Source organism: Xenorhabdus yunnanensis, from assembly GCF_028598805.1.
Taxonomy (GTDB): domain Bacteria; phylum Pseudomonadota; class Gammaproteobacteria; order Enterobacterales; family Enterobacteriaceae; genus Xenorhabdus; species Xenorhabdus yunnanensis.
This window is the reverse complement of the sequence record NZ_JAQRFI010000001.1, coordinates 80,543-101,694: the sequence shown is the minus strand read 5'-3', so window position 1 is coordinate 101,694 and position 21,152 is coordinate 80,543. Positions and strand designations below refer to the sequence as shown.

Genomic DNA, 21,152 nt, shown 5'->3' with positions numbered 1-21,152 from the left:
GTTATTTTGAAACTCGATTCTTAAAACAATACTCATAACAAGTCAGCGCCCGCACCTCTTGCGCCTGTGCTTCGGCACAGGCATGCTGCCATGCCCGCTGCCAGAGCGCTTCGTTATCCCGCGCCAGACTTCTGCCCGCCACCAGATACAGAATGGAACGCTGATGAGCGAAACCCGCCAGACAAGCGAAATTAGCCTGTTGCACCACAAAGGCTGGCAGTTGTTCTTTCTGTTCTGGCGACAGTTCAGGTTGGGTCTCTGCAATAAATTTCACTATCTGAGCCACCGCCCGTTCTTGGGTCTGCCCCGCCAATAGGTTCATCAGATAGGGATTAATTGCCACGGGGGCCGTTTTCTCCTGATCCAGTACGTTTTCAGCCAGAGAAAGGGCGTAGTACTGTGCCGTCTGGCTGTCGAAATAACCGATGCGTGTTATCGGGCGCATAAAGTGCATCAGTTGTTCATCCGGCAGGCTTTTCAGTAGCGGGATCAAGCCTTGCGGTACATAGAAACGGTAAAACACCCATGATTGCTGTTGTTCATTTCTCAGATAGGTGAATTTACGCAGGTGATTACGGATCACAGGAAATGGCTGGTCACTGTCGATAAAAATTCCCGGTTCCGGGGTGATCGGCTGTGTGATCTTTTGCTGAAAAGCCGAGTGCACCATTGTGTCATCCGTTAACTCCACCAGATAAGGAGCACTGTCTTCGAGCGTGATTTGGGTTTCCCCCTGAAACAGGCTTTCCCATCGCAGGTTGGAGACCATCAGGTCAGGCACGATAAAGCTGCTCATGACCCGGCGGTAAACCGTGGCATCAATCACCATATAGCGGTATTGCCCGCTCTCCTTGGCGGGCAGGATTTCCGTTACAGTAAACTGCAATACGCCCCGCGCGGCAGGCAAGAGGGGGTTGATATTGTGTTCGTCCAGCGGGATCACCCGGGCATTCCGCTCCACCCCCTGCCGGAACTGCCGCAATAGCGGTAATTCGACATAAGTGCTGGCGGTAAGGTATTCAGGCAACGGCTGAATACTTTGGTATTGCCCCGGTAAATGTCCCGCCTGTAGGACATATTCCACCAGCGCCGACAGAGCCTGCAGCTTGCTCGTTGCATGGACAATCGCCCGGGCAGAGTAATGTTCGCCTTGTTGCGTGGCATAGGCATAATCCACCACCCAATGTTCAGCATAATCGGGTATCCAGGACATTATTCCGATGACTCCTGCTGTTTACGGGCTTTTTCCCGGCAATCCTCTGCCATGACCAACCCTTCATTGGCTGATCCGCTGAGTGACGGCACGGTGCCCGGGCTTCCCCCCGTTACCGAAACATCCCCTTGCAGGGTGATTTTGCCGGTGATCGTCACCCCTGAACTATCCAGCTTAATCGACCCCGCCTTGCCTTTGATCAGCACGGATTCGCTGGCCTGTAGGGTATGGACTTTCGTCAGGCTCTGGATGTTGTTGACCACATTCAGGGTATAGTTGTTGTTGATTCTGGCGGTTTTGTCCCGCCCCACTTCTTGCAGGTGATCCGCAAAGATATTTTCCTGCCAGTTGTTGTTGATGCGGGTTTTGCGATCTTTGGTGATGGTTTCAAACTGGTTCAGGTCAATCTGGATGTGCTGTTCATGCATGATCCGAATGAATTCATCGTTGCCGATTTCATGTTTGCGGTTGTTCAGGACATGGTGGCTTTCATCGTGACCAACACGTTGGGTTTTATCGTGATTTATCTGGATAAGCTGATCTTTCTGGGCGTGGATATAGATTTCTTCACTGCCTTTCGCATCTTCAAAGCGCAATTCGTTAAACCCTTCGCCTTTATGAGTATGCGTTTTAAATGTCGTGCGGGTTTTTTCTGCGGGCAGATCCAGGGGCGGGCGATTACGTCCGTTGTAGGTACAGCCCGTCACTATCGGGCGATCAATATCACCATTCAGGTAGGAAATAATCACTTCCTGACCTATGCGCGGAATGGCCATAAAACCATAGCCATCACCATTCCAGCCCTGCGCTACACGCACCCAGCAGGAAGCACGATCATCCGCTTCATCGTAACGGTTCCAATGGAAATGAACTTTGATAGCGCCATGTTTATCAACGTAGATCTCTTCACCTTCCGGCCCCACGACGGTTGCGACTTCATCTCCATCCGCCAGCGGCTTATATCGGAAAGGCGGACGCCAATCCTGCCTGCCCGGAATAAAGGTGACGTGATTAGTTAACGTTGTCCCTTCCCCCGCATCTCTGGAAGCCTGTGGCTGATGCCCATGATGCGTGACAGTAACAACCTGCCAACGATCATTCATCGTCGCAATCGGGTGGGATTGCAGAACGAAGATCCGCCCCGGTCGTAATTTGATACAGTTGGTACTCGCTTTACCGACTTTGCTCTGGTTCTGCAACTGCTCCAAACGCAATTGGGTGAAAGGGCGACCTTCTGCATCCCTCTGAAAACGTCCATAACTTTCAAATACAGAATGGTTCCCGCCCTCATCTGACGCAGCCAGATGTTGCAGAGGATAGGAAGGCCGAAGGAAATTATTATCTTTATGGATCGTTTCATCCGGGCACAGATATTCGCCGTAATTCCACTGCCATGCCGTCGAATCACTGTTATCTGTGTTTGCCTGTACGTTGTAGGTCAACGTCAATGCCGCCAACATGCCGAGGTGGGAATTGCTGTAAAACAGTTTGTCCTCTTCGAACCAGAACATAATGCCTTCTTCCGCAGCCAGCCGACACCAAAATTCATAGGCCGATTCGCGTTTCTGGGTGGTATATTCCCGTATCGAATGCTGCTGGTGATCTTTGTAAAACTTATTGTCTGCCTTGATGCGATGTTCTTTCAGCAATTGACCAAGAATATCCGGCACGGATTGATGATGGAAAATCCGGCTGTCCTGATTGAGTGTCATTAACCACATTGCCGGGCGGATAATAAAAGTGTAATAGGTTTGTCGCCCATCAGTATTACCCTGCTCTGCCCCGGCCACAACACCATTGACGGTTCGCTCAATGACACCATCCCGAATCACCGTCAGAGAAGCACTGGAACCCAATTGTTCATTGAGTGCCACGTTATTCAAAGAGCTGACGACTGTCATAGAAAGGTGAAACAGTTGTGACAGCCCTTCCTGTAAGCTGAAATCCACTACCTGAAACGTGGTCTGCGGCAGTGCACCTATCTGGCAAGTGAAAACTAATCCATCCATTGCAGAAACTCCTTACATAATTGAGCGATAACCTTGAATCATTGAAGGTGACAGATACCATTCCGTCCCTGAAGGTTGGCTGAGCACGCTCATTCGCAGCCATGTCCCCTGGGCAAGGCAGAACGGGAAGAATTGGTAGAGTGAATTGGCGAATCGATACATTTCGCCGGCATCGGTATAAGCGGTTTCATCCAGCATCAGGGTAACCCGCAGACAGCGAACGGGCCTGTCCCGGATCATTCTGTCACCCCATTTTGCCTCTATATTGACGATCCCCCCGATCATGCGCCGGATATTTCGGCTGGCTGAGCGATCGATATCTGCATATAGATCAAAATCCTGTAGTAGCTGTTTGACTGACGCGCTCATCTCCAATAAATGGCTGCCGACAGAATAATGCGACAACAAATCCCAATGACGATGGCTATCAACAATCGGAGGATAAGTTTGTGAAGTGGGAGTGATATTTTTTAATTGAAAAACGTCGGGAACATTTTCTCCCGCCTGGCAGATCTCGCCCAATGCAAAAGGTGCCTGAGATTGTTCAAAGCCATAAAAATGGCAAATGAATTCACGTTCAGGTGGTTTTCGCATCAACTCCGCTTTGCTGTCATAGAAAATCAGCTCGTACTGTATTCTGCCCAGCGCATCTTTACTGACTTCAAGCGCATAGAACCACGCCTTGTCGTACTCCGGGTGATAACGTTCCATACCTGTCAGGAGGCTGACCGGATAAAACAGGTATTCATCCCCGCGTCTTTCCTCTTCTGTGTTTGGCTCATTTTTCAGTTCAATACCGGCAATATGCAAAACACTCTGAGCCGGTATGAGGGGTAAGCGATAGCGCGCTGTTTCTGGCGCAAAAGGCAGTGTCACCTGACTGTTACGCGCCATATTAACCACAGGCGCACAATGAAGCTGGAATGCAGACTTTATTTGAGCGGCTGACAACGGCAATACTGTATTCAACGTCAGAACGACACTGAATTCACGCTGTTTTGTCAGTTTTAATCGCTTTGCCATTGTTGGCAGAGGTAAATGCAGAAATTGGTTAACATGGGGCAGATAAAGAGACTCAACTAACAATTGTGGTGCCCAGTTATCCCCTGTCGCAGATGACAGAACCAATCGGGAAGCGCCTGAGCGCGGTTCAAACCGATCGCCGTGTGCTTTATACACCTGCCCATCATGATACAATTCAGCCCCATCATAATATTGAGTCAGCCCCAGCATCAGAGTATCAGCAACCTGCTCATCACTGCTCAGAAACACATTAATCGGCTGGGTCAGCCACGCTTCTTCCTTACCCATATAGCGAAATTTTAAGGTGACTTTCGTTGTCTGTACTTGATGAGTTATGTCACGTGACACTAATATCAAAGGCTCAATAGGACATTCCCGGCAAGTGACAAATGGCTGTCGATGATGAGTATAAACTTCTGTTCCTGCCGGGATGGAAAAAGCAAAATCCCCTTGTGCCCCACTATCGAACTGAACAATGCTGGTAGCAGGGATCCCTTTAATAGGTTGTGCCCGCAATTTTTGCAATAACGGTTGGGTCAATTCAGGAAATGCATCATCCACTTTCTGACTCAAACGTGCCATTAAAGCCGCAAAGCCTTCATTCAGCTTTTCTACATCAGGATCTTGCCCGCTGAGCGTATCTCTGAGATGCGAGTTCTCCTTACTCACGGCCTTTCCCAGTTGCCTTAAGTAATCAAGTTCCCACTGATAATAATATTCAAACGGATTCACCACTTACTCCTTTTCCCTTAAAGCAAAGCTATATACCCTTCGTCTTGCAAGTTGCCTCTTTGTTGGCTGCGCTCACTCACCCCGGTCACCGTTGTTATGAAACATAGAGTTATCTATGCTCCCGGAGATTCGCTCCCTTGCCGCCGCGACGCATCTTGAAATCCATTGGGTATACGCCGCGCGTAGTCTCGCCTTTTGCTCAGATACGATTAAATATGCAATAGAAAAATAGCCACCATCTTTACAAGATGGATAGAATGCTAATTTAAGATAAGGTCAATTTCAGATATGTTACATTTAAAATAAAACAGGATTTACATAAAATAAAAGAACCTATTATTAATTATAAAATTTAAATATTAAACATTCGCAAAAGCATGTCAAAACAAAAATCAGCAGATAGAACAAGAAGATCCCGACAATAATTTCATTATAATGTCCAAATGCTTACTCAATCGGAGTAATAAGCCAAAATTTAAATGTCATTTAAAATATTGACATATAAAATCAAGATAAATTAACTTAATTCAATGAATTTACAACAAGTCACAAAAAAGAGAGTTCTTGATCACATTACGTTAAATTCCACTCCATAAAAATCAGAATAGACAAACATAATCACCACCAATAAAAACCTAAATGCATCATTAATAAACTCGAATTAATAACGCATGTAAATTTATAATACAGAAAATAATTTACCATGCAAAAATATATTTTAATTCGCTAGAAAATGAAGAAGATATCCAACGGATTTTAGATTATTACGAAAAATGTTAATCGATAGAAAATATACCCCAAAAACCCCAAGACTTTACTGGAACTACTTCAATTTAGGTAAATCCGTGGACTGTGAGTAGCGATCACTTTCATACATCCAACTATCTTTATTTACACACAATCAGACTGGTAGCTGCTATGACTCTGACGTTGCTTATTCCATAATAAGCAAGATCAAAAATCGTTACCTAAGTCACATTTTTACATCTCATGAAACCGATTACATGGATAGCAAACTCTTCTCACATTTCTTCTGAAATAAATTCGTTATTTTGCCTATAACAATACCTATAACAATAATAACAATACCTATAACAACCGGCTCGAAACTGGAGTTCACAATGTATGATGAAGACTTTTAAGCGAAGACCAACCATGCGGTTGAAATCATAGCAAAGGGAGCTAGTACAAAAGCACATAGATAATTATGTGGCTAGCGTGGGTGGAGCCAACAAAGCTGGGTTTGCAGATTAATGGATATATTATACTCAATATTTATTGAAGGTTATGTATGAGTAAAATCACTCCTCAGTTAACAAATATGTGGGATAAAAGTCATGATCCATGGTTTGTAAAAGATAAGGAACTCCGTTTTATATATGCAAATAAAGTGTTTATTAAGTTAAGTAATTTACCTGAAGACTTTGATGTTACAGGATATTCTGAGAAAGAATTACCGACACCTTTTAATCATCTTGTTCATATTTTTGAAGAAAATGACCGTAAGATCTTACAATCCATGCAAAGAATATCATCTATTGGTGCTTATTTTCAACGCAATCCTCAACAACTAAAGTCCTATTTTTGTGAAAAGTACCCATTAATGAGTGAAAATAATCAATGTATCGGAATAATTTGTCATGCTAAAGAAATAAATCATTTTTCAGTACATCATTACATTAAAAATGATGCTTCCATATCTATTAATCTTAACCCTCCCAACAGTATTCTTACGGAGAAAGAATGGTCGGTTATTTTTTTATTCTGTCGTGGCATCAGCAATAAAAACATTTCTAATGAGCTAAAACTATCATGCCGTACCTTAGAAAGGTATTTTCAAATCATCTATGAGAAGCTATCAATAAACTCAATCATTGAATTAAAATCTCTTTGTGAAAAAAATAATTATGACCAATATATTCCACCAAAATATTTGAAATTTACAGACCATGCTTTGCTATATTAAAGATAGTATTGGCTCTACACATACTCTGTCGTTTAATTAAAGAAAAATATGTTACTTAATTGAAAATACAAAAAATATTTTATGACTATCTGAATGAATTTATATATGATTCCATTTCACATTTATTTTGTATAAATAACTATCGGAGATAGTATGGCCACGATGAAAGATGTAGCACATCAAGCTGGAGTATCCGTAGCCACTGTTAGCCGTGTCATTAATAATACCGCTTACGTCGAACCTGGCACCCGTGAACGGGTAGAAAAAGCCATGCGTAAGTTCAACTACCACCGTAATCCTGCCGCACTTGCATTGGCAAAAAGATGCGGGAATATGTTGGGTTTACTGACGGGTAATTTGGCTGATCCCTTTTTTTCTCTTTTGGCTCGCGGCGTTGAAAAAATCGCCCGAAAAAAAGAAGCTAAACTCATGGTTTGTAGCGGCGGGCATCAAGCTGAACTGGAGAAATCTGCCTTAGATTTTTTAATCAACCAAGGGTGTGAAGCAATAGTAGCCCATGTCAGCAGAATGGGCGATGCAGATATATTACGTTATGCAGCTCATACTCCGGGATTAGTGATTATCAATCGATATTTTCCTGTCATCGCTAACCGATGCATCTGGTTAGATAATGTCAGTGCTTCTCAAACTGCTACCAATTATCTTCTCCAAAATGGTCATCGAAAAATTGCTTATGTAACGGCAGATCTACCGATCGATGATAGAAGTCTCCGCTTGGAGGGATATCATGCTGCAATGAGTAATGCAGGTATAACAGTACCTAGTGATTGGGTTATTAGTGTTCCATTTAACGAAAAAGGCGGGGAACAGGCAGCAGAAAAACTCTTAGACAGCGGCATCAACTTTACTGCTGCAATAACATTCAATGATGTTATGGCTGCTGGCATGATGCGATTCCTACATCAACGGAAAATCAACTTACCGGAACAACTGTCAATCGTTGGATTTGATGATATTGTCACAGCCCGATATCTCTATCCTCCCTTAACTACCGTACATAACCCAATCGAACAAATGGCTCAACGGGCCGCTAATCTGGCATTACAGCTCAGCGCCAAAAAAGAACTGGCTCCACAAATGAATATGTTTTCAGCGGAACTTGTCATCAGGGATTCCGTTTTTTTGATAGAGTAACTTTTTATTTCAATAAACTATCTGAAATTGGAATTTTCATATGGATGGCAAGAAAACACTTAATCTGAGACTGGCTATACTACCCATTGCAGCAATGCTCTTATTGCTAATTATTGGCTATGGTCAACTAAGTCTGCGCATCGAATCCTTATTGCTCGTATCAGCAGCAATAGCAGCAGCCTTGGCATATTGGCAAGGCTATCGCTGGAATGACATTATTGATGCCATTGTGGCAAAGCTAACCAAAGCAATGCCTGTGATCATGATACTGATTTGTGTCGGGGGCTTAATTGGCACCTGGATGTTCAGCGGAACCATACCTTACATGGTTTATTGGGGATTAAAGCTAATTAGCCCTCAATATATACTCATTGCCGCCTTCTTTATCACAAGCGCTATTTCAATTTGTACTGGTACATCATGGGGAGCAGCCGGAACAGTAGGGGTTGCCCTAATGGGAGTAGCCGCAGGACTTGACATATCTTTGGCTGCGGCAGCGGGCGCGGTTGTTTCAGGCGCCTATTTCGGTGATAAGATTTCACCGTTATCCGACTCAACGAATTTCGCTGCAATCGTTGCTGATACCGATCTTTACAGCCATATTCAACATTTGATGTATACCACTATCCCAAGCTTTGTTTTAGCCGCCATTGTTTATTTCATTGCAGGCCATACAAACTTAACAGGTAGTGTGGCTACACCCGAAAAAATTACAGAAATCGTACAATCTCTTGAAAACCTGTATCACTTCAATTTATTGCTGATTTTACCCCCGATACTGGTTTTATGGGGAGCCATGACAAAACGTCCGGTGATACCAGTCATGCTGGCTGCCTGTACATTGGCTATTGTTATCGGTATAGCTCTCCAGGGATTCACGCTTAAACAAGGTCTTAATGCGTTAATTGATGGTTTCAATCTCTCAATGCTCTCTGACCAAGGACACAACATCACTGGCGTTGTTAGCGATGTTCCCCGTTTGCTCAATCGCGGTGGCATGTTCTCAATGATGAGTACTATATTGCTTGTGTTTTGTGCATTTTCGTTTGCCGGCACGTTAACACTCACTGGTGCCCTGCCCATCATCATTAATCGGCTTCTGAAAGCTGTTCATACAACAGGACAACTCATCGCTGCAACCCTGGGTACAACCATTTTGGTAACTGGCATCACTTGTGATGGAAAGCTGGCCCTTCTCATCCCGGCAGAGCTGTTCAAAGGCACTTATCAGCGAATGGGGCTGGATAATAAAAACCTATCACGCACTATAGAAGATGGCTGTACTGTCATTGAGCCACTGCTCCCCTGGACTTCTGCTGGCATATATATGGCTACAACATTGGGAGTCAGTACCCTCAAATTATTACCTTGGGCAATCCAGTGCTATGCTGCTACCTTTATTGCTCTCATTTATGGCTTTACTGGTTTTGGTATTACAAGAGTCATGCCGGGAAACTCCCTGAATAACAAGGAAACCCACGTGAAATCGCCTAATTTAAATCATTGCCAAGATTAGAATGGTCATGAACTGGATGTGTTTAATTCATTATCCATAACTGCGGCTACAGCAACCTATCAATATGGGGATATGTGGTTTAATAAATTACATCCTATTCAGATTGTTTTTTATATTATTATAAAACTTTCCCTAGAGCTGACGTTGGTGCAAAGTATTGAGAATATCTGTACAAAAATTTTATTCTTTACCAATAACAGTCAAAATACTCAAATAAATTCTTTTATGACTTGACAAGATAATTAGCAAGTTTAGTTATTTTTTGTAAACGTTGGAAGCGTATAAAATACTTTAATTATAGAACAAAAAACAACCAATCCGAATTTATCTATGCCAATCCTGCTTTTTACCAACTACTTGACCTCCCTAAGAATTTCGATATTACAAGACTTAATATAGTTTAATTACTCTCACCCATTTCAGAATATAAAGGAATATGACAAAGCAAATTCGGCAGCGCTGGAATTCACTCCTCCTGACAATATTCTGACAAAAATTGAGTGGGAGATTTTTTTCTGATTTTGTGCTCATTGAATGAAAAAAATATCGGAAAGGAATTAATGATAAGCACAGAAGATGTTGTTAATTATATACAATCAATTTATCAAAAATTTAATATTTCAAGGAATACAGATCTGAGATATTTTTGCAAAGAACAAAAATTTGATAGTTATATCCCAGAACGGTTTGTCACTGTTGGTAGTAGAGAGCTAAATTGATTATATTATTCAAAAAATAATAAAGGAATAAGGACATGAGCAACAAGAAGAGTATCATTTCACCTCAAATAATCAATACATTAGCAGCAAGCAATGATCCTTGGGGAATAAAGGATAAAAATTCATGTTTTATTTATGGTAACAAGGCATTAAATACCATTAAAGGATTTTCTGATTCATTTGATTTTGAAGGGCTTTATGATGACGAGCTTCCTTGGGATGGTGCAGAGTTTGCAAAAGAATATATTCATCATGACCAGAAAGTAATGAAAGAAGAAAAGTCATATGTTTCACTTGAAACACATATTTGGGGAGAAGCTAAAACATTATCATCCTACTTTTGTGAAAAATCACCTCTTTATCATGAAAATGGTGATTGCATAGGGATTATATATCATTTGTGGAAAGCTCAAGATTATTCATTAACCCGCCTATATCATGGAAAACTCCCTGCTTCTATTATGTTCCAACCACCTACTCATTTATTTACCCAACGAGAATGGGATGTCATTTTTCTCTCTCTACACAAATATACCAGTAAACAAATTGGTAGAATATTAAATATTTCCTATCGTACCGTCGAAAATTATACAGCGCAAATATATAAAAAGACGGGTATTAGTTCTGCTCAACAATTAGAAGAATACTGTCGATTTAATAATTTTGATCTCTATGTACCAGAAAGATTTTTGCGTCCTGAAAGCCGTATTCTTATTTAAATCTGAAATTTTTACAATTTCTATAATAAGAAGTGGTCAACCTCAGTTATCGTTATACATCACAGTGAATTTTTTAAAAAACAAGTAACGCTAACGTTGATGACCACCTTTCCCTGTACTTGTTAAGATACCTTAAAAAAACAGAATATAATATTTAAATAACGCCGGAATCGCATTACTGTTCTTCAGATTTTTATCCCCTTTATTCTCCAAGTAGCTATCAAAACATTTTCGGCCAATAAACGCGTTTTCATTCAAGAAGTGATCTGCATTCCATTTTTACAATCCAATGCGCATTTTATTTGCCTATTTGTTAAGCACGTTCTATTTATTGTTCAACAATAAAAAACAATGAATTAACAATCATCATAACTTAAACCAACAATAAAACAACGCAAAGTTTATTCATGGGGAAGTAGAATATGCAGCAAACCATCAATTTTTGGCCTCTAATCGGGATCGCCGTCATTATCATCGGTTTTGTCATCAGATTTAATCCCGTTCTGGTCGTCACCATTGCCGGCCTTGTCACGGGATTGGCTGCCCACATGCCCATCGCCGATATTCTGGAAAAGCTAGGTTCTGGGTTTGTTAACACCCTAAATTTAACACTGACCATCCTATTTCCTTTAGTCATCATTGGACTACTGGAAAGGAATGGCTTAAAAGAACGGGCCCAGAAATCCATTGCTCATATCAAAACTGCTACCACCGGGCGTTTATTGATTGTCTATCTGTTTATACGAGAAACCTCTGCTGCGTTGGGTTTAACCAGTTTAGGTGGACATCCACAAATGGTTCGTCCCCTGCTGGCTCCTATGGCAGAAGGTGCGACTGAAAACCAATATGGTGAGTTACCGGATTCCGTTCGTCATCGTATTCGCGCCATGTCGGCAGCAACGGATAATACCGGTCTGTTCTTCGGAGAAGATATTTTTGTCGCTTTTGGGGCAATTATCTTTATGCACAATTTCATGTTGGAATCAGGGGGTATTCAAACCGAACCACTACATATTGCTCTTTGGGGGATCCCTACCGCCATTTGCGCTTTTTTTATCCATTCGGTTCGGTTATATCGCCTTGATTACCATCTTGCTAATGAACTGAGTGCCTTGAATCACACCAGACTGCATAGCAAGGGGAAGAAATAATGTTTCAGTTACAATATCTCTATATGCTGGCCGGCCTGCTCTTGATCGCTGTCGCTATTATGTCATGGCGTGATAAAGCTAACCCTCACCGTTTAACTACAGGCTTATTTTGGGCGCTTTACGGTTTGATCTTCCTGATGGGGAAATGGAGTCATCATCTGGTGAATATCTGGATCAGCGATGAAGTCTATGCCCAACGGATTGCCCATATTAGTATCGGTGTGCTGGTCGTTCTTATGGCAATATTGGCAGGATTCGGTGGGGTTAGACTGGGAAATTATCATCAACGTACCCCAGAACAACGGCAAGAGAGTGCTGATCGTCTTGGCAATCGGTTATTTCTTCCCGCCTTGCTGATCCCCGTTGTCACAATGATTAGTGTGTTGATGTTTAATCACATTCCCGGCTTGCAAAAAGCCGTCTTCGGAGAGGGAAATCATTCAACATTAGTGACACTCTTTTCAGTGACTCTCGGCTGCTTGATAGGGTTAATTATCGCATTAAGCATGAGTCGTGATGCCATGACACAGCCAATACAGGAGACTCGCCGTCTGCTCGACTCTATTGGTTGTGTATTTATCCTGCCACAACTTCTGGCTACGCTCGGATTGCTGTTTACCATCGCCGGTATAGGTACTGTGATTGCCCACTTAACTGAAAATTATGTCGCCGTCGATAATCGCTTTATCGCCGTAGTATCGTACGTATTTGGGATGGCGCTGCTGACCATGATTATGGGAAATGCTTTCGCAGCCTTCCCTATTGTTACCGCTGGTATTGGTATCCCTATTTTGGTCTTACAGCATGGTGGCAATCCAGCCGTCATGGCAGCCATTGGTATGTTTTCTGGCTATTGCGGTACATTGATGACTCCCATGGCGGCAAATTTCAATATCGTTCCTGCCGCTCTGTTAGAATTGCCTGACCGCAATGCCGTCATCAAGGCACAGATCCCTACGGGATGTGTTTTGCTGATTACCAATGTCTTTCTACTCTATTTCCTCATGTTCTTATAAAACAATAATTTCTTATAAATCAATAATAAGGGATCGTCATGAAAAATGTTTTAGTCACTGGTTTTGAACCTTTCGGTGGTGAGGTGATAAATCCATCATGGGAAGCTGTTCGTCCATTGCAGGGATGCCAAATCGCAGGTGCTAATATTGAAGTTTGCCTGCTCCCTTGTGTTTTCGATACTTCTCTGAAACATCTCTATGCCGCAATTGAACGCTTTAAACCAGAATTGGTCATTTCAGTAGGGGAAGCTGGAGGCAGATCAAATATCAGCGTAGAACGCGTCGCAATCAATATTAACGATGCCCGTATTCCTGATAATGCAGGTAAACAGCCCATTGATATCCCTGTTATTACAGATAGCCCTATGGCTTATTTTTCTACTCTGCCCATCAAAAAAATCGTTAATGAATTAAATCATGCAAAAATACCTGCAACCGTATCTCAAACTGCGGGAACCTTTGTTTGCAACCATGTTATGTATGGTTTGCTACATTATTTGAGCCAGCATTTTCCCGCTGTACGTGGCGGCTTCATCCATGTTCCTTATTTACCAGAACAGACTACAATTCATTCAAATATGCCAAGTATGGCAGTAGAGACGATAATGGCAGCCTTGAAAATAGTTATCGAATCAGCATTGATGAATGGAAAAGACATTGCCGTTGCAGGAGGAGCAACAAACTGAAAAAATAGCCACTGAAATTCAGTGGCTATTAGCTTTAAAAAGGTAACACTTGGTAGAAATTCAGTAACCAGATGACTACTACCGCAAAGATTGCTGCAATAATGTCATCCAACATGATGCCAATTCCACCTTTTACATAACGGTCGAACCAGCGAATCGGCCACGGTTTCCACATATCGAAAATGCGGAATACCACAAAACCAACCAAAACCCATTGCCAGTTGAGCACAGGGATCGCCATCAGTGTGATCCACATACCAATGAATTCATCCCAGACCACACAGCCTGGATCTTCCACGTTCATGGCATCAGCAGCTTTCTGGCAAATCACACAACCAATGATGGTTCCCAACACAATAGCCAACCAAATTCCCCATGTCGGTAACTGCACCAACAGTAACCAGAAGGGAATCGCCGCAACTGAACCCATCGTGCCCGGCATAATCGGCGATAAACCACTACCGAATCCCGTAGCCAGTAAATGCCACGGATTACTCATTTTTAAGTGGCGTTTTGCATTATCCATGAGTTCCCTCCGTTTGGTCGTTTTCTTCCTGATGTGCGGCCAGACAAGAAGCCACGGGTTTCTTATCCGCTTTAAAGTGATCAAAGCCACTCAGATCCAGCTCAATTTCTTCGTTATTGTTAAAATAGCGGATGCCTTCTGATTCTGGCCTGATTTGCCCAATACAGCAGAAACTCGCCCCCGTATGGGCCAAAGCCATATTTAACGCGCCACGGTTAAGCTCAGGTACGGTGAAGCACAACTCATAATCTTCCCCACCACTCAGCGCCCATTTCAACGCCTGTTCAGATGAGACATATTGCTGCATAGCTTCCGAATAAGGTAACGCGTCCAGATTAATACGCGCACCACATTGGCTGGCTGTCAGAATATGGTTGAGGTCAGAAATCAATCCATCGGATAGATCAATTGCGGAAGAAGCCAGATCACGCAGTGCCTGTCCTTGTAAAACGCGTGGTTGTGGGCGGAGATGACGTTTAGCCAGCCAATTGTGGATCGCTGTATCTTCCACCGTCAGACGCTCTTGCAACAAAGCAAGCCCTGCGGCACTATCACCCAATGTTCCGGTGACATAAATCCAGTCACCGTTCTTCGCTCCGGCACGACGCAACGCCCTGCCAGCCGGTACTAATCCATGTACGGTTAGCGTTAAGCTCATGGGGCCTTTTGTAGTATCCCCACCAATCAACTGCATACCGTAATAGTTCAATTGTTCAAACAGGCTATCACTGAACCGTTTTAACCAATCCTCATTGACGTCGGACAACGTTAACGCCAGAGATGCCCACGCTGGATCTGCCCCAACGGCAGCCAGATCACTGATATTGACAGCCAGTGCCTTATAAGCCAAATCTTCCGGTGAGATATCAGGAAGAAAATGGACACCAGCAACCAACGTATCCGTTGTTACTGCTAATTCTTGCTTATCTGCAACGGTCATCAGTGCACAATCATCGCCGATCCCTAAGTTTACATCACGTCGGCGGGTGAGACGGCGATTGAAGTAACGTGCAATGAGGTCAAATTCACCACATGCCATAATAGAATTCCAAAAAGTGACTAACGATGAGCACATGAGGCCGGATTTCCGGCCTCATGTGTAAAATCATCGAGTTATAATGGGGAATCCTGGCAAGCAATCACTTTTTCTTACGTGCTGCTGGGCCAGCTTTATCCAGCACCCCATTCACGAATTTATGGCTATCTTCAGCGCCAAACACTTTTGCCAGTTCGATGCCTTCATTAATAACCACTTTGTAGGGAACATCATCACGAAAGCTTAGTTCAAACATCGCAACGCGCAAGATGGCTTTTTCTACCTGACCTAACTCTTCAAGCTGGCGGGAAAGATAAGGCGCCATCAAGGCATCCAATTTTGTAGCATTGACCGCTACCCCGGACAGCAATTCACGGAAATAGGTGATATCAACACCGGTTACGTCCTGCTCTGACAAAAACTGCAATTCAACATCAGCAATGCTGTTTTTAGATAATTGCCACGAATAAATTGCCTGAACAGCACACTCACGAGCACGACGACGAGCAGCAGGTTTCACAAAATTCCCCTTAATTAAAACTAAAAAATTCAGCCTTTAATGGCTTTGATTACATTAATCATTTCCAATGCGGTCAAGGCAGCTTCCGCACCTTTATTGCCCGCTTTAGTACCAGCGCGTTCAATCGCCTGTTCGATATTTTCAGTTGTCAAAACACCAAATGTAACAGGAATGTTGCTGGACATTGCCACGCTGGACAAGCCAGAACTGCACTCACCGGCAACATATTCGAAGTGGGCAGTGCCGCCACGGATAACTGTCCCCAAAGCGATAACCGAATCATATTTTTGGGATTCAGCCAGCGCCTTGACCGCCAATGGCAGTTCATAGGCACCCGGTACCCATACTACGGTGATATTGTCTGAAGAAACCTGACCGATGCGTTCCAACGCATCAATGGCTCCCTCCAGCAGGCTGTCATTAATGAAGTTGTTAAAGCGGGCAATTGCAATTGCAATGCGGGCTTCAGGAGCTGCAACAACACCTTTGATTACGTTCATAGCCTTCCTTTACCTTATTCATATCCGCAGGGGCGCGGATCTTATCACATTATTTTTCTCTGCGTCTTGGTTTATGTCCAAACTTAAATCAGGGTACTAGAGCGGTCGCAAGCGAAGGCGCACATCAGGCCCAATCTGTTTTACATCAAACAGAGAAAATTCAGGAGCATTCGATAATTTTTGCAATTCAGGAATATCTAACAACCCACGGGCATTGTTTCCCAACACCTTAGGCGCGATATAAAGGATTAATTCATCTACCAATCCCAATGATAATAAAGCCCCGGCTAAAGCAGGACCACATTCTGCCCAAACAGAATTTATCTGGCGCTTACCAAGCTGCATCATCAACAACACTAAATCAACACCATTACCATGTTTTGGTAATAAAATCTGTTCAACATTATCCGGCCATTTTTGATCAGCCCACTCTTGCTGATCCTGGTTAGTACGTGCTAACCAACATTCTCCTGTTTGCTGCACGATTTGATGCTGTGGAGTTACACGATTTTGACTATCCGTAATAATACGAATTGGCTGGCGGAACAGCTCTTGAGGATAAATTGCTTGTGTTTCAGCATCCAGTTCATTCCAACGGACAGTCAGAGAAGGATCATCCGCCAGGACCGTTGCGCTGGAACTCAAAATGGCACCGCACTGCGCCCGTAGTTTCTGCACATCCTGACGGGATTCTAATGAGGTAATCCACTTGCTTTCACCCGATGCCAACGCAGTCCGGCCATCCAAAGATGCTCCCAGTTTCAATTGCAGGTAAGGGAATCCTGTACGCATTCGTTTGAGAAAACCCTTATTCAAGGATTCTGCCTGTCCCATCATCAAATCATGTTCAACTGCAATACCTGCCTGCTGCAATTTATACAAACCACGCCCAGCAACTTGAGGATTAGGGTCTTGCATTGCAACCACAACACGGCTTAAGCCTGCGGCAATCAAAGAATCAGCACAAGGAGGAGTTTTACCGTGATGACTGCATGGTTCAAGGGTAACGTAAGCTGTAGCACCTTTAGCTTTTTCGCCTGCCATACGAAGGGCATAAACTTCTGCATGAGGTTCGCCAGCCCGTAAATGGAAACCTTCCCCTACTATCTGCTCATCCTTAACGATGACACAACCTACATTCGGATTTGGGGATGTTGTAAAACGTCCCTGATGCGCCAGCTCCAGCGCTCGGGACATATATATTTCATCAAGTGTCATAGTATTTAGTAATTATTAAGTATTTAGTGAGTATCTAGTGTTTAGTCTTGTAGTCTGGCAATCTCTTCACCGAATTCACGAATATCTTCAAAGCTGCGGTAAACAGATGCAAAACGGATATAAGCCACTTTATCAAGTTTTTTCAGTGCATCCATGACAAAGTTTCCGATCATTTTTGACGGAATTTCACGCTCTCCCGTTGCCCGTACCTGTGACTTAATGTGGCTGATTGCTGTTTCTACATCATCAGAGCTGACAGGACGCTTCTCCAGCGCCTTCTGCATTCCACGACGCAATTTCTCTTCGTCGAAAGACTCCCGAATATCATCACTTTTAATGACGCGCGGCATCACCAGTTCTGCAACTTCAAACGTAGTGAAACGTTCATGACATTCTAGGCACTGTCGGCGACGGCGCACTTGTGAGCCATCCCCAACCAGACGGGAATCAATAACTTTAGTATCAACGGCTGCGCAAAATGGGCAATGCATATCGTTTCCTGACAGTTAACCGAAGGGATCACAGTGTACCTTGAAGTGATGATGAAAAACACCCTGTCAGTAAGTACTCACAGGGTGTTTAAGTGATATCAACACTCGATCATGCAAAATAATCAAGGAAGGATGGAAGGTTGATCTGCCCCTTCTTTCTCAACTTTCTGCTGAATCATATGTTCACGCCTCATACCCAACTTCAACGCCAGTGCAGAAGCAACATAAATGGAAGATACTGTACCGATAGAAACACCGATTAACATTGCCAGTGAGAAGCCCTTCAGCATTTCACCACCAAAAATGTACAGCATCACTACAACCAACAAAGTCGTTGCAGAAGTCATGATCGTGCGGCTCAAAGTCTGAGTCAGAGAAACGTTGGTAATTTCATACGACGTACCACGGCGTATCTTGCGGAAGTTCTCACGGATACGATCTGACACAACGATACTATCGTTCAATGAATAGCCGATAACGGACATCAATGACGCAACGATAGTCAGGTCAATTTCGATATGGAACAACGACAGAATACCCAGTGTAATAACCACGTCATGTGCAAGCGCGATAACCGCCCCCAATGCCAGACGCCACTCAAAGCGGAAACCGACATAAATCAGGATACAGATCAGTGCAGCCAATAACGCCATCGCTCCGGTTTGTGCCAGTTCGCCTCCCACACTTGGGCCAACGAACTCCACACGTTTGACCTTGGCATCTTTATCGATGTTTTGGTTAATAACCGAAATAATCTTGTTGCCAAGCTCTTGCCCTGCATTACCTTCCACAGGTGGCATACGAACCATCACATCACGGCTGCTGCCAAAATTTTGCAAAAGTGGATCAGCAAAACCATTCTGGGCCAGGCTCTGACGCATCTTGTCCAGATCCGCTGGTTTACTCAGCTTCACCTCAATTACCGTACCACCGGTAAAATCAAGCCCCCAGTTAAACCCACGAGTTCCCATCATAATGATGGAAGCAATCAACAACAGGAACGAAATCCCAAAGGCAACGTTGTCCCAGCGCATAAAGTCGATAACTTTACGCCCGTAGTTTAATTGTTCAACAGTATAATCCTGTGCCACAACGTGCTCCTTAAATTGACAACTTATTGACGCGCTTGCCACCGTACAGCAAGTTCACGATTGCACGTGTTCCCACAATCGCAGTGAACATCGAAGTCGCCACACCAATGCTGGTAGTGATCGCAAAGCCCTTGATAGAGCCAGTACCCACTGCATACAAAATGATGGCAGTAATCAGCGTGGTCAGGTTTGCGTCGATGATACTGGAGAACGCCCCTTTATAACCTTCATGAATTGCCTGCTGTACCGTACGGCCATTGCGCAACTCTTCTTTGATACGTTCGTTTATCAATACGTTCGCATCCACAGCCACGGCAAGTGTCAAGACGATACCGGCAATTCCCGGCATGGTCAGCGTCGCTCCTGGCAACAAGGACATTATACCGACGATCAGCACTAAGTTAGCCAGCAACGCACTGCTCGCAATCAGACCAAACTTACGGTAGTAAATCACCATAAATATGATGGAAGCAATCAAGCCCCACAAGCAAGCATCAAGACCCTGCTTAATATTCTGCAAGCCCAGAGTTGGCCCAATGGTACGCTCTTCCACAATCTGGATTGGCGCAATCAACGCTCCCGCACGCAGTAACAGCGATAACTGGCGGGCTTCAGCCGGATTGTTAATGCCGGTAATACGGAAACTATTACCCAAGCGTGACTGAATAGTGGCTATGTTGATAACTTCTTCTTGCTTAACCAAAATCGCACGACCATTGGCATCTTTCTTACCGCTGTCTTTGTATTCCACAAACAGCGTTGCCATTGGTTTATGCAGATTATCTTTAGTGAAGTTAGACATCGCTGTGCCACCAGCATTATCCAGAGAAATATTTACCTGTGGATAACCATTCTCGTCAGTACTGGAAGTAGAATCGGTGATATGGTCGCCTGTCAGAATAACGCGCTTATACAACACAACGGGGGTGCCATCACGGGTATCTTTCACTTCTGAATCAGCCGGAATACGACCATATTGCACTACGTTTTGGTCAACATTGCTATTTACCAAACGGAATTCCAGTGTTGCAGTTGCTCCGAGGATTTCTTTCGCACGGGCAGTATCCTGAATACCGGGCAGTTCAACAACGATACGGTCTGAACCTTGACGTTGAACCAAAGGTTCCGCAACACCCAATTGGTTGACGCGGTTACGCAAGATAGTGATGTTCTGCTGTACTGCATAAGAACGGGCTTCACGCAAACGCTCATCACTCATAACAACTTTCAGCGTGCTGTTTGCGCCAGCGGAGAAGACTAAATCACGGTGGCGAGGTTCAAAATAGCTTTCTGCTTTAGAACGTGTATCGTTATCACGGAAACGAACTTCGACGCCATAATTATCAGTTTTGCGGATAGTAGAATAAGGAATGCTTTGAGTGCGCAGTTCTGATCGCAGGCTATCAATATTCTGCTCCTGCAATTTGCCCAGTGCAGTTTCCATATCCACCTCCATCAAGAAGTGAACACCACCACGCAGGTCAAGACCCAGTTTCATTGGTTCAGCACTGATTGCTCTCAACCAGATAGGTGTTGCCGGCGCGAGGTTCAATGCCACGACATACTGTTCACCCAGTGCAGAAACCAACGCTTCACGCGCACGGAGCTGCACATCAGTGTCACTGAAACGAGCAAGAATTGCCCCATTTTCCAATGCAATGGACTTGCTTTTGATTTGATCTTTTTCTAAAACATTACGGACTTGGTCCAGCGTTTTTTCACTGGCGGCGATGCCTCGCGCACCAGTGATTTGTACAGCCGGATCCTCACCATAAAGGTTGGGAAGTGCATAAAGCAAACCGATGAGGATCGCAGCGATCAGCATCAGATACTTCCACAAAGGATAACGGTTCAACACGGCAGTT

Annotated in this window: 18 protein-coding genes; 7 read left to right on the top strand and 11 right to left on the bottom strand. The window is 43.8% G+C overall.

The window, feature by feature from the left end; all coding sequences use genetic code 11:
• Nucleotide 1: 1 nt before the first annotated feature.
• Genes PSI23_RS00410 through PSI23_RS00400 form a run of 3 tightly spaced genes read right to left on the bottom strand, consistent with a single transcriptional unit; the run spans nucleotide 2 to nucleotide 4,977 of the window.
• Nucleotides 2–1,213 (bottom strand): DUF4123 domain-containing protein, encoded by a 1,212-nt coding sequence (locus tag PSI23_RS00410; protein ID WP_273553203.1) that lies wholly within the window; start codon nucleotides 1,211–1,213, stop codon nucleotides 2–4.
• Complete coding sequence (tssI, locus tag PSI23_RS00405) at nucleotides 1,213–3,222, bottom strand: type VI secretion system tip protein TssI/VgrG (RefSeq protein WP_273553202.1); 2,010 nt, start codon at nucleotides 3,220–3,222, stop codon at nucleotides 1,213–1,215. The genes PSI23_RS00410 and tssI overlap by 1 nt, the downstream gene beginning before the upstream one ends.
• Before the next feature lie 12 nt (nucleotides 3,223–3,234).
• The gene (locus PSI23_RS00400; RefSeq protein ID WP_273553201.1) at nucleotides 3,235–4,977 is read right to left on the bottom strand and encodes a type VI secretion system baseplate subunit TssF; all 1,743 of its coding nucleotides are present in this window, start codon (nucleotides 4,975–4,977) and stop codon (nucleotides 3,235–3,237) included.
• A gap of 1,291 nt (nucleotides 4,978–6,268) precedes the next feature.
• On the opposite strand from PSI23_RS00400, the gene PSI23_RS00395 reads away from it, so the two are divergent.
• The 7 genes from PSI23_RS00395 to pcp all read left to right on the top strand — a co-directional run bounded on the left by PSI23_RS00395 (nucleotide 6,269) and on the right by pcp (nucleotide 13,905).
• The gene (locus tag PSI23_RS00395) at nucleotides 6,269–6,943 is read left to right on the top strand and encodes a helix-turn-helix transcriptional regulator (protein ID WP_273553200.1); all 675 of its coding nucleotides are present in this window, start codon (nucleotides 6,269–6,271) and stop codon (nucleotides 6,941–6,943) included.
• 153 nt (nucleotides 6,944–7,096) lie between these two features.
• A complete protein-coding gene (locus PSI23_RS00390; protein WP_273553199.1) occupies nucleotides 7,097–8,098 on the top strand; it encodes a LacI family DNA-binding transcriptional regulator in 1,002 nt (333 codons plus the stop codon).
• Between the two features lie 40 nt (nucleotides 8,099–8,138).
• Nucleotides 8,139–9,614, top strand: coding sequence for a Na+/H+ antiporter NhaC (nhaC, locus tag PSI23_RS00385; RefSeq protein ID WP_273553198.1), 1,476 nt, complete (start codon nucleotides 8,139–8,141; stop codon nucleotides 9,612–9,614).
• Between the two features lie 754 nt (nucleotides 9,615–10,368).
• The gene (locus PSI23_RS00380; protein ID WP_273553197.1) at nucleotides 10,369–11,052 is read left to right on the top strand and encodes a helix-turn-helix transcriptional regulator; all 684 of its coding nucleotides are present in this window, start codon (nucleotides 10,369–10,371) and stop codon (nucleotides 11,050–11,052) included.
• A gap of 422 nt (nucleotides 11,053–11,474) precedes the next feature.
• Nucleotides 11,475–12,203, top strand: coding sequence for a DUF969 domain-containing protein (locus PSI23_RS00375; protein WP_273553196.1), 729 nt, complete (start codon nucleotides 11,475–11,477; stop codon nucleotides 12,201–12,203).
• Nucleotides 12,200–13,219 (top strand): DUF979 domain-containing protein, encoded by a 1,020-nt coding sequence (locus PSI23_RS00370; RefSeq protein WP_273553283.1) that lies wholly within the window; start codon nucleotides 12,200–12,202, stop codon nucleotides 13,217–13,219. Before PSI23_RS00375 ends, PSI23_RS00370 begins: the two co-directional genes overlap by 4 nt.
• A 38-nt stretch (nucleotides 13,220–13,257) precedes the next feature.
• Complete coding sequence (gene pcp / locus PSI23_RS00365; RefSeq protein WP_273553195.1) at nucleotides 13,258–13,905, top strand: pyroglutamyl-peptidase I; 648 nt, start codon at nucleotides 13,258–13,260, stop codon at nucleotides 13,903–13,905.
• Nucleotides 13,906–13,939: 34 nt separating this feature from the next.
• Here the strand turns inward: pcp and pgpA are convergent, their stop codons facing one another.
• The 8 genes from pgpA to secD form a co-directional block, all read right to left on the bottom strand.
• Nucleotides 13,940–14,431 (bottom strand): phosphatidylglycerophosphatase A, encoded by a 492-nt coding sequence (pgpA, locus tag PSI23_RS00360; RefSeq protein WP_273553194.1) that lies wholly within the window; start codon nucleotides 14,429–14,431, stop codon nucleotides 13,940–13,942.
• A complete protein-coding gene (gene thiL, locus PSI23_RS00355) occupies nucleotides 14,424–15,470 on the bottom strand; it encodes a thiamine-phosphate kinase (RefSeq protein ID WP_273553193.1) in 1,047 nt (348 codons plus the stop codon). The genes pgpA and thiL overlap by 8 nt, the downstream gene beginning before the upstream one ends.
• A gap of 100 nt (nucleotides 15,471–15,570) precedes the next feature.
• Entirely contained in the window at nucleotides 15,571–15,987 is a 417-nt protein-coding gene (gene nusB, locus PSI23_RS00350; RefSeq protein WP_273553192.1) for a transcription antitermination factor NusB, read from the bottom strand.
• A 29-nt stretch (nucleotides 15,988–16,016) separates the two neighbouring features.
• Nucleotides 16,017–16,487, bottom strand: a complete 471-nt coding sequence (gene ribH / locus PSI23_RS00345; RefSeq protein ID WP_273553191.1) for a 6,7-dimethyl-8-ribityllumazine synthase — start codon at nucleotides 16,485–16,487, stop codon at nucleotides 16,017–16,019.
• Nucleotides 16,488–16,583: 96 nt separating this feature from the next.
• Nucleotides 16,584–17,705, bottom strand: a complete 1,122-nt coding sequence (gene ribD, locus PSI23_RS00340; RefSeq protein WP_273553190.1) for a bifunctional diaminohydroxyphosphoribosylaminopyrimidine deaminase/5-amino-6-(5-phosphoribosylamino)uracil reductase RibD — start codon at nucleotides 17,703–17,705, stop codon at nucleotides 16,584–16,586.
• 41 nt (nucleotides 17,706–17,746) lie between these two features.
• Nucleotides 17,747–18,196, bottom strand: coding sequence for a transcriptional regulator NrdR (gene nrdR, locus PSI23_RS00335; protein ID WP_273553189.1), 450 nt, complete (start codon nucleotides 18,194–18,196; stop codon nucleotides 17,747–17,749).
• Between the two features lie 122 nt (nucleotides 18,197–18,318).
• Nucleotides 18,319–19,287 carry a protein translocase subunit SecF gene (gene secF, locus PSI23_RS00330; RefSeq protein ID WP_273553188.1) on the bottom strand — a complete coding sequence of 323 codons (969 nt, stop codon included), beginning with the start codon at nucleotides 19,285–19,287 and terminating at the stop codon, nucleotides 18,319–18,321.
• Nucleotides 19,288–19,297: 10 nt separating this feature from the next.
• On the bottom strand, nucleotides 19,298–21,145 hold the full coding sequence (gene secD, locus PSI23_RS00325; RefSeq protein WP_273553187.1) for a protein translocase subunit SecD: 1,848 nt from the start codon (nucleotides 21,143–21,145) through the stop codon (nucleotides 19,298–19,300).
• Nucleotides 21,146–21,152: the final 7 nt, after the last annotated feature.